Below are 22,778 nucleotides of genomic sequence, written 5' to 3' on the forward strand. Positions count from 1 at the left end.
GTTCTACGTTCGGCGCGTCCCCTGTCGACCTCACGAAGGAAACCGACATGCGCCCCACATCCGCCGCAGCCTGGATCGCCGCCACCGCGGCCACCGCGCTCCTGGTGACCGGCTGCGGCTCCACCGGCCAGGACGGCACGCCGAAGAAGGCGGCGCCCGGGGTCGACGGCCAGGACATCGGCGCGCGCCCGCTCGCCGACCTGCGCCAGGGCGGCACGCTGCGGTTGGCGATCGACCAGTGGATCACGCAGTACAACGTCAACGACGTCGACGGTCAGCAGGGCGACGCCCAGGAGATCATCAAGACCGTGATGCCCGACCTGTTCGACTCCGACGCCCAGGGCACCCCGCACGCCAACCCGGACTTCCTGGTCTCCGCGAAGGTGGTCTCCACCAGCCCGCAGGTGATCGAGTACGACCTCAACCCCAAGGCCAAGTGGTCCGACGGCAAGCCGCTGAGCTGGCACGACTTCCGCGCCCAGTGGCAGGCGCTGAACGGCTCCGACCCGGCCTACGAGGCCGCGGACCCCAGCGGCTACGACCAGATCGCGGACGTCGGGCAGGGCTCCGGGCCGCACGCGGTGAAGGTGACCTTCAAGGCGCCGTACGCCGACTGGCAGCGGCTGTTCGACCCGCTGTACCCGGCGCGGTACTACGACAGCCCCGCCAAGTTCCTCAAGAGCTGGGCGGAGAAGGTGCCGGTCTCCGGGAACGCCTTCAAGATCGGCGGCACCGACAAGACCGCGCAGACGATCACCCTCGTGCCGGATCCCAGGTGGTGGGGCCGCAAGCCCAAGCTGGACTCGATCGTCTACCGCGTCCTGGACACCTCTGCGCGCCCCGACGCCTATCTCGACAAGGAGATCGACTACACCAGCGCGCTGCTGCCCGAGGACTACCAGCGGCTGGCCAAGGCGCCGGACACGGACATCCGGCGGGGCGCGCGCTGGGACGAGGTGCACATCACGCTCAACGGCGGCCGGGGCGCGCTGAAGGACCTGCGGGTACGGCAGGCGGTGCAGCACGCCGTGGACCGCCAGGGCATCGACGAGGCGTTCGCCAAGGACCTCTCCTTCCAGCTCAAGCCGCTCGACAACCACTTCTTCATGCCCAACCAGAAGGGCTACAAGGACACTTCGGGCGGATACGCGGACTACGACGTGGCCGCGGCGAAGAAGCTGCTGGCCGCGGCGGGCTGGAAGGACGCCGGCGCGGGCAAGCCACGCACCAAGGGCGGCAGGCAGCTCACCCTCGACTACGTCCTCAGCGCCGGCAGCACCTCCGCCCAGACCGACCAGGCTCAGCTGGTGCAGCAGCAGCTGGCGCAGGTCGGGATCAAGGTCGAGCTGAAGAAGGTCCCGGCCAACGACTACTTCAACCAGTTCGTCAACCGCGGCAACTTCGACCTCACCAGCTTCCGGAACGTCGACGCCGTCTACCCGTCCATGCTCACCCCGGTGTTCGTCCAGCCCAGGGGGCGCAACCTCTTCCAGAACTTCGGCTCCGTGGGCTCACCGAAGATCGACGCTCTGCTGAAGAAGGCCGGCGAAACCACCGATCACGCGAAGGCCTCGGATCTGTACAACCAGGCCGACACCGAGATCTGGCGCCTCGCCCACTCCATCGAGCTGTACCAGCGCCCGGAGATCCTGGCCGTGCGCTCGGGGCTGGCGAACTTCGGGGCGGAGGGGCTCGCCGACGTCGACTACACGAAGGTGGGCTGGGTGAAGAAGTGACGGCGTAGCTCAGGGCGCCGGGCGGCCGGCGAGGGCCCGGACCAGTCCGGCGACCCCGCCCTCCCCCGGCGGCACCGCGACGCAGGACAGGGCGAGGCGGACCGCCAGTTCGCAGGCGCGGGCGAGTTCGGCGGTGGCGGCGGGGCCGGCGCCGGGTCCGGACAGCGCGGTGACGGCGCGCTCGCGGACCATCCGTACCAGGTCGGGGGGCGAGGGGAGCGGCTGCTCCGGGCGGCGCTGCGCCGGTACCGGTGAGGGGCCGCGCGGCGGCGCGGGGAGCCGTTCGCTCCAGCAGCCGGTGAGCAACGCCCGTACCAGCGCGTCCCGCTGGGCCGCGGCCGCCGTCCACTCGGCGGCGGCGGTGAGCCGCTCCCAGGTGCCGCCGCCGCCCGTGAGGGCGCGCTCGACACCGGCGAGGTAGCCGTCGGCGGCCCGCCGCACCAGCGCCCGCGCGAGGCCGTCCTTGCCGCCGAACTCGTTGTACAGGGTCTGCCGAGACACACCCGCCGCGGCGGCCACCTCCACCATGCGCACGGCCGGCCACGGCCGGCGCGCCAGGGCCGCGGCGGCGGCGTCCAGCAAGGATTCCCGGGCAGCAGCCATCGTGGCCTCCCTGGGGAAGACGGCGTTCCGCCCAGATTTGACGGACTTTCGGATGATGTCAAGGGGCCGCTCACCGGGGCACGGAGGGTCAGGGAGGGGGTGCGGGGGGTGCCTCTATGTCTTTCGTCAAGGCACCCTTGTCGGGTTTGGGGTGGTCCGGGGTTGCTGGGTTATGCGGCGAGCTCGATGTCCGTGCGCGTCCGGGATTCGTAGAAGGTGCCGTCGCGGAGCATGGCGAACAGGACGCTGATGCGTTGGCGGGCGAGTCGGAGGAGGGCCTGGGTGTGGGTTTTGCCGCGGGCTCGCTGGCGGTCGTAGTAGGTGCGGGAGGCCGGATCGGCGTTCATGCAGGCGAAGGCGGACAGAAACATCGCGCGTTTGAGCTGCCGGTTGCCGCCTCGGGGTGCGTGTTCGCCGTGGATCGAGGTGCCGGACGACTTCGTGGTCGGGGCGAGTCCGGCGTAGGAGGCGAGGTGGGCGGCGGTGGGGAAGCCGGTGCCGTCGCCGACGGTGACCAGCAGGACGGCGGCGGTCCTGACGCCGACGCCGGGCATCGACGTCAGGACCGGGGAAAGAGGGTGGGCCTCCAGCAGCGTGTTGATCTGCGCTTCCATCGCCCGGCGCTGGGTGTGGACGGCGGCCAGGGATGCGGCCAGGGAGGGGATGACGATGTCGAGGGTGCCGGTGCCGGGGACGGTGACGGTCTGCTCGTCGAGTGCGTCGAAGACATCGTCGATCAGCCGCTGGGCCATGCGGGGAGCTTTCGGGCGGATCAGCTCGACGAGTCTGCGGCGGCCGGCCTTGCGCAGGGCGGCCGGAGAACCGTAACGCTCCAGCAGCCAGGTGACGGCCTGGTGGTCCAGACGCGGTCCCAGGACACGTTCCAGGCTGGGGTGGAACTGGGTGAGCAGGCCGCGTATCCGGTTGGACGTGCGGGTGGACTCGGCGGCGAGGTCTTGGTCGAAGCCCACCAGGACCGTGAGTTCGGCGGTGATCTCGTCGGTCAGTTCCAGCGAGCGCAGGGTGTGCGGCATGGTGCGGGCCGCGTCCGCGATCACCGCGGCGTCCTTCGCATCGGTCTTGGCCTCGCCCGGGTAGAGATCGGCGATCCGGCGCATGGCCAGTCCGGGCAGGTAGGCCACTTGGCAGCCCGCGTCGCGGGCGACGGTCAGCGGAAGGGCGCCGATCGAGGCGGGCTGATCGACGACCACCAGGACGGTGCCGAACTTGTCGCGCAGCTTGTCGAAGACGGCCCGCAGCCTGGGTTCGCTGTTGGGCAGCGGTTTGTCGAAGACCTTCTTCCCGGCCGGGGTGCGTCCGTGGCCGTGATGGGCGCTCTTGCCGACGTCCAGGCCCAGGAACACGCCAACGTCTTCGATCTCGAACATCGTGCCCCTTCCCAAGGGGTGTTGACGGTGCCGGCCTCGGCTCGGGTGTCGTGCTCGCGCATCCACGTTATGCAGACCTGCCGCCCGCGAACTGCCCGGCGTTGCGCCGGACCGGACGGTGGCCGGACCTCTGATCAGCGTCTCCGACGGACACCTCCCGGGCCCGGTGACACCACCCCCCAGGTCATGCCTTCGACAGGGGGACACAGTCATACCGGGCCCGGAGGCCAGCGGCCCTCTTGCAGGACCGCGAAAAAGATAACGGGGACCGGGGGGCGGTTGGCCGCGTGCGGATGTGCGGTGGCCGCCGTGCGTGTGTGCGGTTGGCCGCCCTGCCGGTGCCCGGTCGCCCGCGTGCGGGCAGGCGGGGGTCACGTGCGGGTGCCCGGTCGCCCGCTCTGCGGGTGCCCGGTTGGCGGCGGGCGAGTGTGCGGCGGTCGCGCGCGTGTGCACCGTTGCCCGCGCGCTTGCGCGGTGGCCGGCCGCGCTCCCGCGTAGCACCGCGGTCGGCGGGCCCGACACACGCACGCCCCCGGTGGCTGCCGTACCCGGCCAGCCGATAGCGTGACGTCCATGCCGGACTACCTCGACGACCTCCGTCTCGCCCACGTCCTCGCCGACGCGGCCGACGCGGCCACCATGGACCGTTTCAAGGCCCTGGACCTGAAGGTGGAGACGAAGCCGGACATGACGCCGGTGAGCGAGGCGGACAAGGCGGCCGAGGAACTCATCCGCGGCCAGCTCCAGCGCGCCCGCCCCAGAGACTCGGTCCTCGGCGAGGAGTACGGCGTCGAGGGCACCGGCCCCCGCCGCTGGGTGATCGACCCGATCGACGGCACCAAGAACTACGTGCGCGGCGTCCCGGTGTGGGCCACGCTGATCGCGCTGATGGAGGCGGGCGAGGGGGGCCACCACCCCGTCGTGGGCCTGGTCTCCGCCCCCGCCCTCGGCCGCCGCTGGTGGGCCGCCAAGGGCCACGGCGCCTTCACCGGCCGCAATCTGACCTCCGCGAGCCGGCTCCACGTCTCCGGCGTCAGCACCCTCGCGGACGCCTCCTTCGCCTACTCGTCGCTGTCCGGCTGGGAGGAGCAGGACCGCCTCGACGGCTTCCTGGACCTCTCCCGCCAGGTGTGGCGCACCCGCGCGTACGGCGACTTCTGGCCGTACATGATGGTCGCCGAGGGCTCCGTGGACATCTGCGCGGAGCCGGAGCTGTCGCTGTGGGACATGGCCGCCCCCGCCATCGTCGTCACCGAGGCGGGCGGCACCTTCACCGGTCTCGACGGCCGCCCCGGACCGCACAGCGGCAACGCGGCGGCGTCCAACGGACTGCTGCACGACGAGTTGCTGGGGTATCTCAACCGGCGCCAGTGAGACGCACGGGGCGCTTGCGCACGCCCCCGGCGGGCCACGCGCGCCCTCTTGTTGCCCTGGTCTTGACCTGAGACGCTGAAGCCACCCCCACTTGTGAATTTGTGAATCCGGGAACAAGGCCCCCGGACCCCCAGGAGGTGGCCCCGCCCATGCTGGTCCGCGACGCCATGAGCACCGTGATCCTCACCCTCGGCCCCGCCCACACCCTCCGTGAGGCGGCCACCCTGATGTCCGCCCGGCGCATCGGCGCCGCCGTCGTCTTCGATCCGGACGCGGGCGGCATCGGCATCCTCACCGAGCGCGACATCCTCAACTCCGTCGGCCTCGGCCAGAACCCGGACGTCGAGCGCGCCCACGCCCACACCACCACCGACGTCGTCTTCGCGGCGCCGACGTGGACGCTGGAGGAGGCCGCCGGTGCCATGGCGCACGGCGGCTTCCGGCATCTGATCGTCCTCGACCGGGGCGAGGTCGCGGGGATCGTCTCGGTCCGGGACATCATCCGCTGCTGGTCCCCGGCCCGCGCGCCGGCCCCGCTGGCCAGAGCGGGGTCCTGACCGGTCCGGGCGCCACATGCGGGGACCCCGGACACGGCGAACGGGCCGGACCCCGAGCACCAGGGGATCCGGCCCGCCCGGCGGACGAATGCCGCCGTCTGGGTCGCGCTCAGTCGCGCAGCGCCCGCACCGCCGCCTCCAGCCGCTTGCCGAAATCGGCGTCCGCGGCCGCGAAGTTGCCGATCGCGCGCTCCGCGATGTCCTCGCGCGAGACCTGGGAGATCGACCCGGCGAGGTTGGCGATCAGCCGCTCCTTCTCCGGCTCCGTCATCAGCCGGTACAGGTTCCCGGCCTGCACGAAGTCATCGTCCTCGGCGTGCCGCGGGGTCGGGTGGTCGCCGGTGCCGGCGGTGAAGCCGTCGAACGGCTGCCACAGCGCCCGGCCGGTCTGCGCGGGCCCCCCGAAGCTGTTGGGCTCGTAGTTCTTGGCGCCGCCGTGCCGCCCGTCGTAGAGGTGGCCGTCGCGGGAGTTCGTGCGGGCCTCGGTGGCGTGCGGGCGGTTGACCGGCAGGTGGTCGGCGTTGATGCCGACGCGGTAGCGGTGCGCGTCGCCGTACGCGAACAGCCGGCCCTGGAGCATCTTGTCCGGCGAGGGGCCGATGCCCGGCACGAAGTGCGAGGGGCTGAAGATCGACTGCTCGACCTCGGCGAAGACGTTGCGCGGGTTGCGGTTGAGCTCCAGCTTGCCGATCTCGACGACCGGGTAGTCCGCGTGCGGCCACACCTTGGTCAGGTCGAACGGGTTGAAACGGTACGCCGCCGCGTCCGCCGCCGGCATGATCTGCACGCCCACGGTCCAGCTCGGGAACTCGCCCCGCTCGATCGCCTGGCGCAGATCGCGCTGGTGGGAGTCCGGGTCGGTGCCCGCGAGCACCGCGGCCTCACCGGCGGTGAGGTTCTTGATGCCCTGGTCGGTCTTGAAGTGGTACTTGACCCAGAAGACCTCGCCCGCCTCGTTGTTCCACTGGAAGGTGTGCGAGCCGAAGCCGTCCATGTGCCGGTACGACGCCGGGATGCCGCGGTCCCCGAACAGCCAGGTCACCTGGTGGGTCGCCTCCGGGGACAGCCCCCAGAAGTCCCACACGTTGTCGGCCTCCTGGCTGCCCGTGTACGGGTCGCGCTTCTGGGTGTGGATGAAGTCGGGGAACTTGATCGCGTCCCGGATGAAGAAGACCGGGGTGTTGTTGCCGACGAGGTCGTAGTTGCCCTCCTCGGTGTAGAACTTCACCGCGAAACCGCGCGGGTCGCGGACCGCGTCCGCCGCGCCCAGGTTCCCGGCCACCGTCGAGAAGCGCAGGAAGACCTCGGTCTCCTTGCCGACCTCGGAGAGGAAGGCGGCCCTGGTGTACGGCGTGACGTCCGCGGTCACCGTGAAGGTGCCGTAGGCGCCGGCGCCGCGGGCGTGCACGACCCGCTCCGGGATGCGCTCCCGGTTGAAGTGGGCCAGCTTCTCCAGCAGGAGCTGGTCCTGGACCAGCACCGGGCCGCCGACGCCCGCCGTCTCGCTGTTCTGGTTGTCCGCGACCGGAGCCCCGGCCTCGGTAGTGAGCGGTCCCTGCGTCACGTGCGCCTCCTGCGTCTACGCCGGCCAATCCTGTCCCTTGGCCAAAGCCGTTCCCGATCCTACATTGGACTAAGTCCAAGTCAAGCTGGGTTCCAAACTCACACCTATTCCCGTCCTGGTCCCCTCTGCTGTTAGGCTGGTAGCCATGAGCGACCTTCTGGAACGGCTGCGTGGACGCGGATGGCGGATGACCGCGCAGCGACGCGTGGTGGCCGAGGTCCTCGACGGCGAGCACGTGCACATGACGGCCGACGAGGTCCACGCGCGGGCTGTCGCGAAGCTGCCGGAGATCTCCCGCGCGACCGTCTACAACACCCTGGGCGAGCTGGTCACGCTCGGTGAGGTGCTGGAGGTCTCCACCGACAAGCGCGCCAAGCGGTACGACCCGAACGCACACCGGCCGCACCACCACCTGGTCTGCGCCCGCTGCGGCGCGATCCGCGACGTCCACCCCACGGGCAACCCGCTGGCCGACCTCCCCGACACCGAGCGCTTCGGCTTCACGGTGTCGGACGTCGAGGTGACGTACCGGGGGCTGTGCCCGGAGTGCGCGGGCGCGTGACGGCTCGGCGGTTCACGCGGTGACGGAGGGGGCGCGAGCCCCCTCCTTTTTTCGCCCCCTGTGGGCTCCTTTTTTCGTGTCTCGCGGAGGTCACGCGCATACGGCCGAGGGCCGGAACCCATTTCTGGATTCCGGCCCTCGGCCTTCAGTAGCGGGGACAGGATTTGAACCTGCGACCTCTGGGTTATGAGCCCAGCGAGCTACCGAGCTGCTCCACCCCGCGTCGGTGAACACGACACTACGCGAGGGAAGCCGACGGAAGCAAATCCATTCGAGGCCGAGTGACCAGGGCCACTCACGCGGACAGCTCCTCGCGCAGCGCGTCCCGCAGCCGGCCCGCCCGCTCGGTGACCTCCGCGGGCCCCAGCTCCGCCGCACGCGTCGCCCAGCGCTGCCCCTCGTCGAGATCCCCGCGGCGGGCGCAGACGAGGGCGAGGCGCAGGGCCGCACGGCCGTGGCCGTCGTCGGCCGCGCGCGTCCACCACACCACCGCCTCCGGCTCGCTTCCCTCTCGGGCCAGCAGCAGCCCCAGGTTGAACGCCCCGTTGCGCGAGCCCGCCTCCGCCGCCGCCCGGTACCAGCGCGCCGCCTCGACCACGTCCCCGCGCGCTGAGGCGAGCATGCCGACCCGCACCTGCGCCCGGCGGTGCCCCTGCTCGGCCGCCCGCTCGTACCACTCCTCGCACTCGGCCTTCTGCTGGACGCTCTCCCCCAGCTCGTGCGCGGGGCGCGGGGGGCGGCGGGCATCCAGCAGCGCGGCCAGCCGGTAGGCCGCCTCCGCGCTGCCGCCCCCCGCCGCGCACCGCAGATGCCGCTCGGCCGTCCGCTCGTCGCCCTCGCGCAGCCGCGCCATGCCGACCTGGAGCGCGGCCTCGGTGTGCCCCGCCGAGGCCGCCCGCTCGTACCAGCGCAGCGCCATGGCCTCCTCGCCGCGCCCGGCGTACAGGATGCCGAGGTTGAACGCCGCGTCCACGCTCCCCGCCTCGGCCGCCTTGGAGAACCACGGCTCCGCGCCGGAGGTGTCGCCGACCTGGAGCAGCAGGATGGCCAGCGCGTTCGCGGCCTCCCGGTGCCCGGCGTACGCGGCACGCCGGTACCACTGCTCGGCCTGGGCCGTGCGGCCCTGCTCGGCGCAGAGCAGCCCGAGGTTGTACGCGCCGTTGTCGTCCCCCGCGTCCAGCGCCGCCCGGTACCAGCGCTCGGCGGTCTGGGTCTCGCCCCGCTCGGCGTGCAGCGCGCCGAGCGCGTTGGCCGCGTTGCCGTCGCCCTCCTGTGCGGCGCGCAGCCACCACACGGCCGCGCTCTCGGTGTCCCCGGCGTCCCGCAGCAGGAAGCCGAGGGCGCAGGCGGCCCGCGGTTCGCCGTCCTTGGCGGAGGTCAGGTACCAGCGCCCGGCCTCCTTCAGCTCCCCGCGCTGCTCCAGGATCGCCCCGAGGTGCAGGGCGGCCCGCCGGTGCCCGCGCGCGGCGGCCTGCCGGTACCACTGCTCGGCCTCCGCGACAGCGTTGTCACCCCCGCCCTCGCCCCGGTCGCCGGCCTCCCGGTCGAGCGCACGCGCGATCCGGTACGCCGCCTCCCGGTGCCCGCGCTCGGCGGCGAGCCGCATCCAGTGCCCGGCCGCCGCGTCCCCGCGGTGCTCCAGCAGGTCGGCGAGCGCGTAGGCGCCGAGGACATGGCCCTGCTCGGCGGACTGGCGCAGCCAGTACTCGGCGGCCGGTTCGTCCCCGCGTTCGCGGTGGTAGCGGCCGAGTGCGTGCGCGGCGGCCGCGGAACCGGCGACGGCGGCGATCCGCCACCACCCGGCGGCCTCCTCGGCATACCCCCGCTGGTGCAGCAGGACGCCCAGGTTGTTGGCGGCGGCCCGGTCACCGGCCGCGGTGGCGGCCCGCAGATGGGTCTCGGCACCGTCGAGGTCGCCGCGGCGCAGCAGCATGGCGCCGAGGACGCTGGACGCCTCCGCGTCACCGCTGCGCGCGGCGAGCGCGAGGCGCACCTCGTCGGCGGCTTCGGTCATGTCGCCCACCTCGTCGCGGGCCGGCCCCTCACCGGAAGTCTGTACAAATCGCCCTGACTCGAACAGAGTTGCCTTGTCCCCCATAACGTCCATCGTCGCACCACCCGCAACCTGGGTACACCCGGTATACCCCACCCCGTGAGGTCACTTCAGCGTTTTGTCGACATGCCCACAGGGCGACAAGTCAAACACACAGCGCCCCGCTCCTCACGGCGGCGCGGCGCGAACTCCTTCCCCAACTTGTGTTCGCGCGCCGCGAGTTCACACACCACGAAGGCCCGGATCCGTAAAGGATCCGGGCCTTCGATATCAGTAGCGGGGACAGGATTTGAACCTGCGACCTCTGGGTTATGAGCCCAGCGAGCTACCGAGCTGCTCCACCCCGCGCCGTTGTGAGCCAACCGTATCACGGCGCGGGGCGGTCGTGATCAGCCCTTCTTCTTCGGCTGCTCCTGCTGCTTCTGCTGCTGCTTCTGTGCGTCCTGGGCCCGTTGCAGCGCCGCCTTGAGGTCCTTCTGCGCCTTCGCGTACGCGTCCCAGTCGGGGCCGCCGGACTGCTTCAGGGCCCGCTGCCCGGCGTCGAAGGCCTTCTGGGCATCGACCAGGTCCTGCCGGACGTCCGGATCGCTCGCCGTGGGCGGGGTGGCGGGCGGGGCCTTGGAGCCGTCGTCCGGTGAACCGGCCGCGGCGGAGCTGGTGCCGAACACCTTGTCCAGCGCCTCGCCGAGCGTGTTCTCGAACGCCGGCGGCCGGTCCCCGTAGGTGACCAGCACCTTGCGCTGCAACGGGAGTTTCAGTCCGCCGCCTCGTACATAGACCGGCTCCACGTAGAGCAGCCCGCCGTCCAGCGGCACGGTCAGCAGATTGCCGTACTCCACCTCGGAGTCGCCGCCCTTGAGGAGCTTGATCGCTGCGGCGACGTCCTGTTCGGAGTTGAACTGGCTCTGGACCTGTTTGGGCCCGTCGACCGTCGTACTGGTCGGCAGCTTCAAGATCCTGATCTTGCCGTAGTCCTTGCTGTCCGCCTCGGAATCGACCGACATGAAGGCGCTGAGGTTGTCCCGGCCGCTCGGGGTGAACGTGGTGGACAGCGAGAACGCCTGCTCGCTCTGGCCGGGCATCTTCATGCTCAGGTAGTACGGAGGCACCGCGTCGCCCGACTTGTTGGTCGGGTCGTTCGGCACCTGCCACACCTCGCTGCCGGTGAGGAAGGTCTGCGGGTCCGTCACGTGGTAGCGGGTGAGCAGCTCGCGCTGGACCTTGAACAGGTCCTGGGGGTAACGCAGATGGGACAGCAGCTGCGGGGAGATCGCGCTCTTGGGCAGCACCGTGCCGGGAAACGCCTTCATCCAGGTCTTCAGCACCGGGTCCGCGGTGTCCCACTGGTACAGCTTGACCTCGCCGGTGTAGGCGTCGACGGTCGCCTTCACCGAGTTGCGGATGTAGTTGACCTGGTTCTGCGGGGCCACCACGCTGCGGTTGTCGCTGCCGGCGGTCAGCGAGTCGGCCGTGGTGTCGCCGAGGGTCGTACGGGAGGAGTACGGGTAGCCGTTCGACGTCGTGTAGCCGTCGACGATCCACTGTATGCGGCCCTTGACGACGGCCGGGTAGGCGTCGCCGTCGATGGTCAGCCAGGGGGCGACCGCCTCGACGCGCTCCTTGGGCGTGCGGTTGTACAGGATCCGCGAGCCCTTGCCGATCGCACCCGAGTACAGGATCTGCGGCTCGTTGAACGCCATCGCGTACGCCGCCCGGTTGAGCGGGTTGTCGAGGTTCACACCGCTCTTGCCGGTGTAACTGGTCGTCACCTCACCGTTGTTGTCGGTGGGGCGGTCGATCTCCTTCTGGGGGCCGCCGACGATGGAGTACGTGGTGGTCTTCTCGCCGTAGTAGACCCGCTGCTCGTAGGTGCCCAGGTCGCCCTTGGACGGCAGGTCGGACTCGGTGAAGACGGGCTGGCCGTCGGCCGCCTCGGTGCCCTTGGCGGCGACCACGCCGTAGCCGTGCGTGTAACGGAAGTGGTCGTTGATCCAGTTGTGCTTGATGCCCCTGCCGTCGAGGTTCAGCTCGCGCACGCCTATGACGGTGTCCTGGAGCTTGCCGTCCTTGGTGAGGTACCGGTCGACGTCGAGGTTGGCCGGGAACCCGTAGTAGTCCTTCATCTGCTGCGCCTGCTGGAACGTCGGCGAGACGATGTTCGGGTCCATGATCCGGATGCTCGCCGCGTCGTCCACGTCCGCGCGCAGCTTGGCCTTGTCCGTGGTGGTGGACTTGCCGTCGTACGGGGTGACCTCGCTGTCGTCGATGCCGTACGCCGCGCGGGTCGCCGTGAGGTTCTTCTGGACGTACGGGGCTTCCTTGGCCTGCTCGTTGGGCTCGACCTGGAACTTCTGCACGATCGCCGGGTAGAGCCCGCCGATCAGGATCGCCGACAGGACCATCAGGCCGAAGCCGATGACGGGCAACTGCCAGGTGCGCCGCCACAGGGTGGCGAAGAACAGCAGGGCGCAGATGACGGCGATGCAGAACAGGATCGTCTTGGCCGGCAGATAGGCGTTGGCGTCGACATAGCGCAGACCGGTCCAGTCGCCGGTGTCCTTGAAGGCGCTGGACTTCACCGCCAGGCCGTACCGGTCGAGCCAGTAGGCGACCGCCTTGAGGGCGACGAACAGGCCGAGCAGCACCGAGAGGTGCCCGGTCGCGGCGGCGGTGGCGCGCGCGCCGGGGCTGGTCAGGCGCAGCCCGCCGTACAGGTAGTGCGTGAAGGCGGCGGCGATCAGGCACAGGATGACGGCGGCGAAGCCGAAGGCCAGCAGGAACCGGAACCAGGGCAGATCGAAGGCGTAGAAGGCGATGTCGAGGTGGAACTGGGGGTCCTTCTTGTGGAAGGGGACTCCGTTCACCCACATCAGCCAGGTGCGCCACTGGCCGGCCGCCGAGGCGCCCGCGATCAGCCCGACCAGGGCGCAGACACCGACCAGCAGCCAGGTCTTGTACGGCGCGAGGCCCATCCGGTAGCGGTCCAGGCTCTGCTGCTCCATGGACATGGCACTCAGCGGGGGCCGCAGCCGGTGGGCCAGCCAGATGTTGACGCCGACCACGGACGCGGCCAGCAGACCGAAGACGAAGAACAGCCCGATCTTGGTCCACAGGGTGGTGGTGAACACGGACGAGTAGTGCACCGACCGGTACCAGAGCCAGTTCGTCCAGAAGCCGGCGAACATGCTGAAAGTCATACCGAGGACGGCGAGCACGCCCAGCGTCAGGAGCAGGACCCTCACCCGCCGGGACGGTCGGCTCGCCCCCGTCCGTGGCCCCGCAGGGCCTTGGCCGCGGTCCGGCATCTGGAAAGCCAAGGTGCGCCCCTCGAAATTCGCTCTCGATCCCTCGGGCCCCCGTGCTCCGCGGGCCCCGGTGGCCCCCCGTGATCGCGGGCCGACACATATGCAACTTACTCAGGCCCTGCTCGGTTCCCGATTCCGGTGGGGAACGAGGCAGGATTGTGACCATGTCCAACACTCCCATGGCAGCGAGCCCGCTCACCCGGGCCGTACTCGAGATCGACGAGTACGCCTCCGGCCTCGGCTGGGACCAGCCCGCTCGCCTCTTCGCCCTCGTAGACACCGCTCGGCTGCGCAGCCAGGAGCCCGCGCTCGCGGCCCAGCTGGGTCTGGAGGGCGAGTCCGAGACCGCCGGTCTCACCCCGATCGAGCAGGACGAGATCCCGTCCGGCAAGCCGCTCGACGAGTTCCTCGCCACCATCGCCTGGCCCGACGCGGTGGCCGGCTGCGCGCTCACGGTGGAGCGGCTGATGCTGCCGCCGTCCGCCGAGGCGCAGGTCCCGAAGAACCTCAGCGAGGCCAAGCTGGCCAAGTGGGTGGCGGACCACCCCGAGCGCCAGGAGGTGCGGATGACGGTGGCGGTGCTGCGCGGCGGCGCCCGCGAGTCGGCGCTGCGGCTGCGCGAGAAGGACTCCCCGACCGAGGTCCTCACCGGCCCCGACCTGGTGCCGGGCCTCGCGGACGCCCTGACGGCGACGTTCGCCGACTGATCTCCCGCCGACCGATCTTCTTGTACGACAGCAGGGGTGCCGCCGGCTTTCGCCGCTGGGGGCGCCCCTGCTCCTTGTCACGGCACCGGGGGCCGCCCTCAGCCCGAGCGGCGGCCCCCGGTCATGTCACGTCGCTCCGGCCGGCCTCAGCCCTTGGCCGTACACTTCGGCAGGGCAGCGGTGTTCCCGTCGCGGATGTCCTTGAGCGCGGCCAGCGCGTCCTTGATCGTCTTCACCTTGACCAGGGTGAGGCCGCCCGGCTTGTCCGCGGCGGCCTCGGCGCAGTTGTCGGCGGGCGTCAGGAAGTACTGGGCGCCCTTGTTCCGCGCGCCGACGGTCTTCATGTCGACCCCGCCGATCGGCCCGACGGTGCCGTTGTCGTCGATGGTGCCGGTGCCGGCCACGAACTTGCCGCCGGTCAGGTCGCCCGGCGTGAGCTTGTCGTAGATGCCGAGCGCGAACATCAGACCGGCGCTGGGACCGCCGACATCGGCGAGCTTGATGTCGATCGTGAACGGAAACGTGTGATCGGTCCCGGCCGAGATGCCGACGATGGCCCGCTTGGGCCCGCTGTCGTCGGAGGCGGCGGTGGTGATCGCGACGTCCTGGGTCTTCACGGCCGTCTTGTGGGCCTTCTCGGCGGCGGCCTGCTCCTTGGCGGGGACGACGGTGAAGACCACCTTCTGGCCCGCCTTGTGCTTCGTGACGAAGCCGGCGACGTCGGAGGGCTGCCTGACCGCGTGGCCGTCGACCGCCTTGATCACGTCACCGGCGTGCAGCCTGCCCTCGGCCGGGGAGCCCTTGACCACGGTGGAGACGATCACCCAGGACTTCACCGGGACGTTCAGCTGCTTCAGGGCGGCGACCTTGGCGCTCTCCTGGGACTGGCTGAACTCCTCGGCGTTCTGCTGAGAGGACTGTTCCTCCGTCGTCCCCTTCGGGTAGAGCGTGTCGTGCGGCACGACCTTGCTGTCGCGCGACAGCCAGCCGTAGACGGCCTCCACCAGGTTCATCCGGAAGTCCACGCTGGTCACGCGCACGGTGGTCATGTTCAGGTGACCGTCCGTCGGGTACGTCTTGCGGCCGGAGATCTGGAGCACCGGCTCGCCCTGATGGTCCCCGAGCGTGTTCACGGTCGGGCCGGGGGACATCTCCGCGTACGGCACGGGGATGAGCACTCCGGCGCACAGGAGCGCGATCAGCATCAGGGTGGAGGCGAGCATCGTCGCGGTGCGGCGTGGCATGCCCCGACAGTACGTGACGCGTCTGTCGGCGCACTGTCAGGGCACCCCTGTCAGACGCCGCCCGCGCCCGTGGTGGACCGCTCCATCGCCTCGCGGAACCGGGCGTATCCGTCCAGCTCGGGCCCGTCGCTACGGGCCCTGCGCGTCCTGTTGGCCCAACTGCCCCACAGCCCGCCGCCGACCGCACCCATGAGCGGAATCAGCAGCCAGACAAGCGCGCCCATGCCGACCTCCCAACACTGTGAGCGTCCGCAACTGACTGATCAGCAGATTAACCATCCGCACCCACAACGCTCACGTGCGGGGGTCGGTTACGCAACCGGAGACAGTGATGGGCCGGGAGTGACCGGTTCGGCGCAGCGCTCCGCCCCGTTTCGACAGGGCTCGCCCGTTTTTCGGCGCGTCCGGTTCACTTCAGCGCGCCCCCGTCCGTGTCAGCAGGCGCCGACCCACTCCTCCGTGCCGTCCGAGAACTTCTGGTGCTTCCAGATGGGCACCTCGTGCTTGATGTCGTCGATCAGCTTCCGGCACGCCTCGAAGGCCTCCGCGCGGTGCGGGCACGCCACGGCGACGACCACCGCGATGTCCCCCACGCCCAGCTCCCCGACCCGGTGCACGGCGGCCAGGGCCCGCACCGGATGGTCCGCGACGACCTTCTCGGCGATCCGCCGCATCTCGGCCTCGGCACTGGGATGGCAGGAGTAGCCGAGCGCGTCCACGTCGGCGCCCCCGTCGTGGTTGCGCACCGTCCCGACGAACAGCGCGATCCCGCCAGCCGCGGCGTCACCGACCGCCCGGAACACCTCGTCCACCGAGAGCGCGCTCTCCCGGACGCCGATCAGCTTGACGGGATCCTGCGCGGCCCGCTCGCCGGGGTGCTCGCTCATCTCAGCCATGCCCCCATCGTGCCGCACGGCCGGGACGGCGAGGAATACGAGGTTCACCCGGCGCGAGCGCGGTCGTATTGGATGCTCGTACGGACGGGACCGGCCGCGAGGGCCGTACGGCCGCGGCCGGCCTGACGCCCGTACGGGCGCCGCCTACCGCCGGCGCGCCTTGCGGGCCCGCCGTACCACCGCGGCCGCGCCCAGCAGGGCGACCGTCGCGCCGGCCGCGCCCGCCGCCGTGGCGTCCTTGCGGCCGAGCCGCCGGCCGGCCACCGTATGCCGCCCGGAGACCTCCTCCAGCAGCTCCGCGAGGACCTCCTCGTTGGTCCACTTCGGCCGCCATCCCGCGTCGTGCAGCCGGCTCCCGCTGACCACCCACGGGTACATCGTGTAGGCCAGGTCGCCCGCCGGTGACGGGGTGAGCCCGATCCGGTGCAGCCGGGCCGCCGCGCCGAGCGCGACCGCCGAGGGCAGCTCCATGCGCCGGATGCCGCTGAGCTCCTCGACCTCCTCCTGCTCCAGCCACCCGTCGCAGCCGACCGCCAGCTCCCCCTCGACCTTCTCCAGGACGGCGTACTCCAGGGCCCCACACAGATCCTCGACATGGCAGAACTGCCACGCGGGCCGCGACCCGGCCACCACAAGGAGTCGCGGCGACTCGAAGTACCTGGTCAGCGCGGTGTCCGTGCCGCCGACGAGCACGGCGGGGCGTACGACGGTGACGTTCAGACCGGGGTGTGCGCGGGGCGCGCGCCGGGCGAGGCGCTCGATCTCCAGCAGGTCGCCGACACCGGTCGCCTCGGCCGTCGCCCGCAGCTCGGCGTCCTCCGACAGCGGCAGCTCGTTGTCCGGCAGCGCGCCGTAGACCATCGCGGAGGTGCACAGCACCACCCGGTGCACGCCGGCCGCCGCCGCGGCGGTCAGCACGGTCTGCGTCCCCCGGACGTTGTAAGCGGTCCGCGCGGCCGCGTCGCTGCCGAGATCCAGGTCGAGCGCGAGGTGGACGACCACGTCGGCGCCGCGCAGTTTGTCGGCGATGGCCGGATCGCGGACGTCCAGGATGTGCCACTGCGCCTCTTCGCACTCCCCGCGCCGCTCGTCGATCGCGACGACCCGCCGGATCTCCTCCGACGCGGCGAGCCGCGCCGTGAGCAGGGCTCCGACGCCGGTCGCGGCGCCGGTGACCGCCACGACGGGCCCGCGCACGGCGGGTCTGCGCCCGGCGGACGCCTCTGAGTGGTTTCGCGCTGCGCGAACCTGCGGATCTGGGGAACTCACCCGGCATCTCCAGCGGTTGTCTTCTGTACGGGCGCGGTGACGCGCGCGTACGAGGTGCATCCATCCTGCCGCAGGGCTCCCGCGGGCGGAGCATCGAGGCCCGATCGGGTCCGGGTGTCTACGCTGGGTGGTGTTGTCGGGCAGCCGCGCCGCCGGAGAAGACCGGTGGCCTTACCAGCCGAGGAATCCCGTGAGTGACACCCCATTCGGTTTCGGCCTTCCGCCGGAGGAGCCGGAGGACGGCGACGAGGGCAAGAAGAAGGACCAGCAGAGCGGTGGTGAGCAGGGACCGGCCAACCCGTTCGGTTTCGGCGGCATGCCCGGAGCCGGTGGCTTTGGCGGCCCCGGCGCCGACAATCCGCTCGCTGCCATGTTCGGTTCGCTGAACCCCACCGACCTCGGTGCCGCGTTCCAGCAGCTGGGCCAGATGCTCTCCTACGAGGGCGGCCCGGTGAACTGGGACATGGCCAAGCAGATCGCCCGCCAGACGGTCGCCCAGGGCACCGCGGACGGCACCAAGGACGCCAGCGTCGGCCCGTCCGAGCGCAAGGCCGTGGAGGAGGCCGTACGCCTGGCCGATCTGTGGCTGGACGACGCCACCTCCCTGCCGTCGGGCTCCGCCTCGGCCGTCGCCTGGTCGCGCGCGGAGTGGGTCGAGGCGACCTTGCCCGCCTGGCGCGAGCTGGTCGACCCGGTCGCCGAGCGGGTCGGCGCGGCCATGGGCGATGTGCTGCCCGAGGAGATGCAGGCCATGGCGGGCCCGCTGATCGGCATGATGCGCTCGATGGGCGGCGCCATGTTCGGCACGCAGATCGGGCAGGCCGTCGGTGTGCTCGCCGGCGAGGTCGTCGGCTCCACGGACATCGGCCTGCCGCTCGGCCCGGCCCGCAAGGCCGCGCTGCTGCCGGCCAACGTGGAGGCGTTCGGCAAGGACCTGGGCGTGCCGCTGGAGGAGGTCCGGCTCTACCTGGCCCTGCGCGAGGCGGCCCATCAGCGGCTGTTCGCGCATGTGCCGTGGCTGCGCTCGCACCTGTTCGGCGCGGTCGACGGCTATGCGCGCGGCATCAAGGTCGACACCGCCAAGCTGGAGGACGTGGTCGGCCAGTTCGACCCGCAGAACCCGGAGCAGCTTCAGGACGCGCTCCAGCAAGGCATGTTCCAGCCCGAGGACACGCCCGAGCAGAAGGCCGCCCTGGCGCGCCTGGAGACCGCTCTGGCGCTCGTGGAGGGCTGGGTGGACGCGGTGGTCCACGCCGCCGCCAAGCCCCGTCTGTCGTCCGCCGACGCGCTGCGCGAGACCCTGCGCCGCCGCCGCGCCACCGGTGGCCCGGCCGAGCAGACGTTCGCCACGCTGATCGGCCTGGAGCTGCGCCCCCGCCGGCTGCGCGACGCCTCCCGCCTGTGGGCCTCGCTCACCGACGCGCGCGGCGTCGACGGCCGGGACGCCCTGTGGCACCACCCGGACATGCTGCCGACCGCGACCGACCTGGACGACCCGGACGGCTTCGTGCACCGCGAGCAGCTGGACTTCTCCGAGCTGGACAAGATGCTCGGCGAGGCCGCCGGCAAGCCGGACCTGCGCAAGGACGCCGAGAACGACGACAAGGGCGACAAGGGCGACAAGGCCGGGGGCGACGACACCGAGTGAGCCTGTACGACGACGCGGTCCTCGTCCTCAAGGGGTACGAGGGCCAGGACGAGCTGCGCCAGTCCTACCTGGACCACCTGGCGGCCCACCCCGACGGCATGTGGAAGGCCTGTCACGCGGGCCATGTCACGGCGAGCGCCCTGGTGATCGATCCCGAGCGCGGCCGGGTGCTGCTCACCCTCCACCGCAAGCTGCGGATGTGGCTCCAGATGGGCGGCCACTGCGAGCCGGGCGACGCGACCGTGGCGGCGGCCGCGCTGCGCGAGGCGACCGAGGAGTCGGGCATGGCGGGGCTCACGCTGCTGCCCGGCGGCCCGGTGCGCCTGGACCGGCATCCGATCCCGTCGCCGTGCCACTGGCACTACGACGTCCAGTACGCGGCGCTGGCCCCCGCCGGCGCCGTCGCAGCCATCAGCGACGAGTCCCTGGACCTGCGCTGGTTCGGCTACGACGAGGTCGCGAGCGTGGCCGACGAGTCGGTCGTACGGCTCCTGGCCGCGACCCGCGCGAGGCTGTGAGCCGGTAAGGGGCGACCGCCATGGCGATCGCCCCTTACTTCCGCCCTACGGATCGGCGTTCTGCTGCTGCCTACGGGTGTGCGTCCCCCGGCGGTCAGCTCCAGACGTTGCCCTGGTTGGCGCCGCGCGCCCCGTGCTGGCCCATGCCGAACTGGGCGGCGAGGCCCTGGCCGATCACCGCGTGCTGCGGCGGCATCAGCTCGCTGGGCTGGACCAGCGCGAACCCGGAGCCCATGAAGCTCAGCTCCCAGCCCTCACCGGTGTCACCGCGCCTGCGCCACACCCCGGAGGAGTGCGTCTGGGCCTGCATCTGCACGCGCAGCCCGGTCGACCAGGCCACGATCGCGTCGGCGTCGCAGTTGACGTACCGGTCCGGGGTGACCTGCATCAGCAGCGGCGACCCCGAGGTCATCAGGGCGACCCGGCCGCGCCCGGTGATGTTGAGCTGGTACTTCCCGGAGCCGGAGATGCCGTAGAGGCTGTCGACGGCGATGACCTCGTGGTGCAGCGAGGAGTCCATGGCGAGGACGTAGGAGCTGTCGACGGTCAGCCCGTCCTGCTCCACGTCCATGATGTGCACGTGCTGGGCGAGGTTGGCCAGATAGACCGTGCCCTGGCCGTGGCAGCGCATCAGGTCCAGGCCCTCGCCGGTGTGGGCACGCGCGCGCCGCTGGTTGCCGCTGCGGTACTCGGCGTCGAACTCGACCAGTCCCTGGTAGGCGACCATGGTGCCCTTGCGGGCCAGGAGGTCGTCGTGGCCCTCCAGGACGACGCGCAGCAGCTGCGCGTTCTGGAGGCTCCAGCGCTCCTGCGTCTGATTGTCGTTGTACGCGAAAATCGGGCTCTGCATGGCGTGTTGACTCCCCCTCAGCCCCGGACCCGCAGGCGGTCGGTGCTGTCCTCGCTGGGCTGGACGACGACGATCCCCTGTCCGGAGAAGGCCATCTGGTAGGCCTCGCCGCTGCCCCGGCCGATCAGCGACTGCGCCTTGAAGCTGCGCTTGCCCTTGACCTTGAGGTTCGGCGACCAGGCGACGAGCGCGTCCGGGTCCACGTACGTCTCGTCCTCGCCGCCGCCGCAGTCCACGACGATCGGCGTGCCGCGGGAGGTCAGGGCGACCCAGCCCTGCCCGGAGATCCGCGTGTTCCACAGGCCCTGCCCGGCGAACTTCGCGAGCCCCTTGACCCGCTCCACGCCCCAGCTCAGGTGGGCGTCGAAGGCGAGCAGGTTGGTGGCGTTGACGGAGATGCCGTCGCCGTCGAGGTTGATCACGACGACGTTCGCGCCGTAGTCGGCGAGATAGAGCAGCCCGTCCCCGGAGCACTTCATCAGCGGGGCGCCCTCGCCGGTGATCCAGTCGCGGGCGATCTGGCGGACGGCCGGCGGGTTGGGCTCGTACTGCACGAAGCCCTCGTAGGCGACCATCGAGCCCACGCGCGCGAAGAGGTCGTTGCCGGTCTGCATGGCGACCTTGAGCATGTAGTCGCCGTGGTTCGCCATACGGGCGGTGACGGGTGCGGGAGCGAAGCCCGCGAGCGGCTGGTTCATGACGGGCTCCCTCAGACCTCGTACGGCTGGACGACGATGAAGTTGCCGGGCGCGCCCCGGAACTGGAGGTTGACGCTCTCGCCGGTGTCGCCGGGGTAGGCGTTGCGGCGCATGCGGACCTGGCTGGAGACGATCACCTGGGCGGCCGCCGACCAGGCCACCACCGCGTTGCAGTCGGCGAAGGTGGTCGGGGTGACCGGCAGCACCACGGGTGTGCCGTGCGTCTTGACGACGATGGTGCCGGTGCCCTGGAACTGCATCGTGAACAGCGCGCCGCCGGGAATGCCGTGGCCCTCGATGCGGCGGACCTCGTACTGGAGGGTCTCGTCGAAGGCGAGCACGTTCTCGGCGGACACGCAGATCGCGTCGCCCTGGAGCTCGATCGGGTGCAGGTTGGTGGCGTTCTCGGCGAGGAACACCTGGCCCTGGCCGGTGCAGCGCATCAGCTGCATCTCCTGGCCGGTGGTGTTGCCGACGATGCGTCCGGCGAAACCGGCGCCCTTGTAGCCGAAATCGACCTTGCCCTGGTAGAGCACCATGCTGCCCTGCTTGGCCAGCACCGGCTGTCCGCCGATGCCGAGGTCGACGCGCATGAGCTTCTTGTTCTGCTGCGTCCAGCGCTGCCCGGTGGGCGTCTCCTTGAACTTCTGGAGCGCGACGCCCACACCGGCACCGCCCTGCGGGGCGCCCTGGGGCACGCTGTAGGAGGCGGCCTGCTGGCCGGGGATCTGCCCGTAGCCCGGCGGCATCGGCGCGCCGGGCTGTCCGCCGTAGCCGGGCGCCATCGGGGCGGCGGGCTGGCCGCCGTAGGAGGGCTGCGGGGGCTGGCCGTACGACGGCTGCTGCGGCGGCTGCCCGTACGGCGCGGGGGCCGGGGCGGGCGGCGGGACGGGGGGTGGGACGGTGCCCGTCGGCCCGGCGGGCGGGGTCAGGGGTGCGATCACCGTCGGTGCGCCGTGCACGTCCGGCGCGGTCGGGGCCGGGGGCGGGGTCTGGCCGGGGGGTGTGAACCCTTGCGGGGGCGTGTTGCCGACCGGCGGGGCGTAGCCCTGGGCGGCGGGCTGGGGGGCCGCGGGGGCGGGGCCCGGCGGGGCGGCGAACGCGGGCGGGGTGGCGGCCTCGGTGGGCGGGGCGAACGCGGGCGGGGCGAAGCCGGGGGCACCGGACTGCGGCTCCGGCGCGGCGGGCGCCTCCTCCTCCAGCACCTCGCCGCCGAAGTTCTTCAGCAGCGCCTCCAGGCCGCCGTCGAAGCCCTGTCCGACCGCGGCGAACCGCCATCCGTCCTTGAAGTAGATGTCGCCGAGCATGACGGCCCGCTCGGTGGAGAACTCCGCACCGGTGAAGGAGTACCGGGCGACCTCCTCGCCGCCCGCGACGATCCGCAGGTAACCGGGGCCGACCTGCGACATCTGCCCGGCGCCGTCGAGCGTCGCCGTGAAGGACAGCTTGCGGACGCGCTCCGGGACGCGGTCGAGCGTGACCCGGAACGACTCCGTGTCGCCCGCCTGGGCCCCGAGCAGCTGGATGGACTCCTCCGGCGATTTCGGCTGGTTGAAGAAGACGAAGTAGCGGTCGTCCGAGAGCCGTTCCTCGGCGTCCAGGCCGAAGCAGCTGATGTCGAAGGTCAGTCCGGGGCCGGCGATCTGCACGCCTACGTACAGATCGGTGCCCGCCGTGAGGTCACTGATCCTGGCCTTGTGGCCGCGTTGGAATTCCCTGGCCATGCGCTACGACCGTCCCCCATCCCGAAATATGAGTGCGTCGCGCCAGGCTAACGGCTGTGTCCGGTCTTCACTCCGGCCGGTC

Annotated in this window: 19 protein-coding genes and 2 tRNA genes; 7 read left to right on the top strand and 14 right to left on the bottom strand. The window is 71.4% G+C overall.

The annotated features are described in order from the left end of the window. The first annotated feature begins 47 nt into the window (after positions 1-47). Positions 48-1,736 carry an ABC transporter family substrate-binding protein gene (locus ACE4Q9_RS11355; protein WP_397984121.1) on the top strand — a complete coding sequence of 563 codons (1,689 nt, stop codon included), beginning with the start codon at positions 48-50 and terminating at the stop codon, positions 1,734-1,736. A gap of 9 nt (positions 1,737-1,745) precedes the next feature. Here ACE4Q9_RS11355 and ACE4Q9_RS11360 read toward each other — a convergent pair whose 3' ends face one another. After that, positions 1,746-2,339, bottom strand: a complete 594-nt coding sequence (locus ACE4Q9_RS11360) for a TetR/AcrR family transcriptional regulator (RefSeq protein WP_397984122.1) — start codon at positions 2,337-2,339, stop codon at positions 1,746-1,748. Between the two features lie 170 nt (positions 2,340-2,509). After that, positions 2,510-3,727, bottom strand: coding sequence for an IS110 family transposase (locus tag ACE4Q9_RS11365; protein WP_145486262.1), 1,218 nt, complete (start codon positions 3,725-3,727; stop codon positions 2,510-2,512). Between the two features lie 573 nt (positions 3,728-4,300). Between ACE4Q9_RS11365 and hisN the strand changes: the two genes are divergently transcribed. Both hisN and ACE4Q9_RS11375 read left to right on the top strand, forming a co-directional pair. After that, positions 4,301-5,101 carry a histidinol-phosphatase gene (hisN, locus tag ACE4Q9_RS11370; RefSeq protein ID WP_397984123.1) on the top strand — a complete coding sequence of 267 codons (801 nt, stop codon included), beginning with the start codon at positions 4,301-4,303 and terminating at the stop codon, positions 5,099-5,101. Between the two features lie 149 nt (positions 5,102-5,250). Continuing rightward, on the top strand, positions 5,251-5,658 hold the full coding sequence (locus ACE4Q9_RS11375) for a cyclic nucleotide-binding/CBS domain-containing protein (protein ID WP_397984124.1): 408 nt from the start codon (positions 5,251-5,253) through the stop codon (positions 5,656-5,658). A gap of 109 nt (positions 5,659-5,767) precedes the next feature. Here ACE4Q9_RS11375 and ACE4Q9_RS11380 read toward each other — a convergent pair whose 3' ends face one another. After that, on the bottom strand, positions 5,768-7,222 hold the full coding sequence (locus ACE4Q9_RS11380; protein ID WP_397984125.1) for a catalase: 1,455 nt from the start codon (positions 7,220-7,222) through the stop codon (positions 5,768-5,770). A 145-nt stretch (positions 7,223-7,367) separates the two neighbouring features. Between ACE4Q9_RS11380 and ACE4Q9_RS11385 the strand changes: the two genes are divergently transcribed. After that, positions 7,368-7,784 carry a Fur family transcriptional regulator gene (locus ACE4Q9_RS11385; protein WP_085566460.1) on the top strand — a complete coding sequence of 139 codons (417 nt, stop codon included), beginning with the start codon at positions 7,368-7,370 and terminating at the stop codon, positions 7,782-7,784. Between the two features lie 149 nt (positions 7,785-7,933). Here the strand turns inward: ACE4Q9_RS11385 and ACE4Q9_RS11390 are convergent. The 4 genes from ACE4Q9_RS11390 to ACE4Q9_RS11405 all read right to left on the bottom strand — a co-directional run bounded on the left by ACE4Q9_RS11390 (position 7,934) and on the right by ACE4Q9_RS11405 (position 13,142). Continuing rightward, positions 7,934-8,007 (bottom strand) — tRNA-Met (locus tag ACE4Q9_RS11390). Positions 8,008-8,079: 72 nt separating this feature from the next. After that, positions 8,080-9,891, bottom strand: a complete 1,812-nt coding sequence (locus tag ACE4Q9_RS11395; protein ID WP_397984126.1) for a tetratricopeptide repeat protein — start codon at positions 9,889-9,891, stop codon at positions 8,080-8,082. Positions 9,892-10,111: 220 nt separating this feature from the next. Beyond that, positions 10,112-10,185, bottom strand: a tRNA-Met gene (locus tag ACE4Q9_RS11400). Positions 10,186-10,226: 41 nt separating this feature from the next. Further along, positions 10,227-13,142 carry a UPF0182 family protein gene (locus ACE4Q9_RS11405; RefSeq protein WP_397987183.1) on the bottom strand — a complete coding sequence of 972 codons (2,916 nt, stop codon included), beginning with the start codon at positions 13,140-13,142 and terminating at the stop codon, positions 10,227-10,229. 164 nt (positions 13,143-13,306) lie between these two features. On the opposite strand from ACE4Q9_RS11405, the gene ACE4Q9_RS11410 reads away from it, so the two are divergent. Further along, complete coding sequence (locus tag ACE4Q9_RS11410; protein ID WP_397984127.1) at positions 13,307-13,849, top strand: PPA1309 family protein; 543 nt, start codon at positions 13,307-13,309, stop codon at positions 13,847-13,849. Between the two features lie 146 nt (positions 13,850-13,995). Here ACE4Q9_RS11410 and ACE4Q9_RS11415 read toward each other — a convergent pair whose 3' ends face one another. The 4 genes from ACE4Q9_RS11415 to ACE4Q9_RS11430 all read right to left on the bottom strand — a co-directional run bounded on the left by ACE4Q9_RS11415 (position 13,996) and on the right by ACE4Q9_RS11430 (position 17,258). Beyond that, positions 13,996-15,093 (bottom strand): PDZ domain-containing protein, encoded by a 1,098-nt coding sequence (locus ACE4Q9_RS11415; RefSeq protein ID WP_397984128.1) that lies wholly within the window; start codon positions 15,091-15,093, stop codon positions 13,996-13,998. A gap of 50 nt (positions 15,094-15,143) precedes the next feature. After that, positions 15,144-15,317: a hypothetical protein gene (locus ACE4Q9_RS11420; protein WP_397984129.1), complete on the bottom strand. Its 174-nt coding sequence runs from the start codon at positions 15,315-15,317 to the stop codon at positions 15,144-15,146. A 210-nt stretch (positions 15,318-15,527) separates the two neighbouring features. After that, on the bottom strand, positions 15,528-15,989 hold the full coding sequence (locus ACE4Q9_RS11425; protein WP_397984130.1) for a molybdenum cofactor biosynthesis protein MoaE: 462 nt from the start codon (positions 15,987-15,989) through the stop codon (positions 15,528-15,530). Positions 15,990-16,133: 144 nt separating this feature from the next. After that, on the bottom strand, positions 16,134-17,258 hold the full coding sequence (locus ACE4Q9_RS11430) for an SDR family oxidoreductase (protein ID WP_397984131.1): 1,125 nt from the start codon (positions 17,256-17,258) through the stop codon (positions 16,134-16,136). A gap of 190 nt (positions 17,259-17,448) precedes the next feature. Between ACE4Q9_RS11430 and ACE4Q9_RS11435 the strand changes: the two genes are divergently transcribed. Continuing rightward, on the top strand, positions 17,449-18,906 hold the full coding sequence (locus ACE4Q9_RS11435; protein WP_397984132.1) for a zinc-dependent metalloprotease: 1,458 nt from the start codon (positions 17,449-17,451) through the stop codon (positions 18,904-18,906). Beyond that, positions 18,903-19,424: an NUDIX hydrolase gene (locus tag ACE4Q9_RS11440; protein WP_397984133.1), complete on the top strand. Its 522-nt coding sequence runs from the start codon at positions 18,903-18,905 to the stop codon at positions 19,422-19,424. Before ACE4Q9_RS11435 ends, ACE4Q9_RS11440 begins: the two co-directional genes overlap by 4 nt. Before the next feature lie 94 nt (positions 19,425-19,518). Here ACE4Q9_RS11440 and ACE4Q9_RS11445 read toward each other — a convergent pair whose 3' ends face one another. Genes ACE4Q9_RS11445 through ACE4Q9_RS11455 form a run of 3 tightly spaced genes read right to left on the bottom strand, consistent with a single transcriptional unit; the run spans position 19,519 to position 22,696 of the window. Further along, a complete protein-coding gene (locus ACE4Q9_RS11445) occupies positions 19,519-20,274 on the bottom strand; it encodes an AIM24 family protein (RefSeq protein WP_397984134.1) in 756 nt (251 codons plus the stop codon). A 17-nt stretch (positions 20,275-20,291) separates the two neighbouring features. After that, positions 20,292-20,972, bottom strand: a complete 681-nt coding sequence (locus ACE4Q9_RS11450) for an AIM24 family protein (RefSeq protein ID WP_397984135.1) — start codon at positions 20,970-20,972, stop codon at positions 20,292-20,294. A gap of 11 nt (positions 20,973-20,983) precedes the next feature. Next, complete coding sequence (locus ACE4Q9_RS11455) at positions 20,984-22,696, bottom strand: TerD family protein (protein ID WP_397984136.1); 1,713 nt, start codon at positions 22,694-22,696, stop codon at positions 20,984-20,986. Positions 22,697-22,778 lie beyond the last annotated feature (82 nt).

The sequence above is a fragment of the Streptomyces sp. AM6-12 genome, assembly GCF_044327085.1.
Lineage (GTDB): Bacteria > Actinomycetota > Actinomycetes > Streptomycetales > Streptomycetaceae > Streptomyces.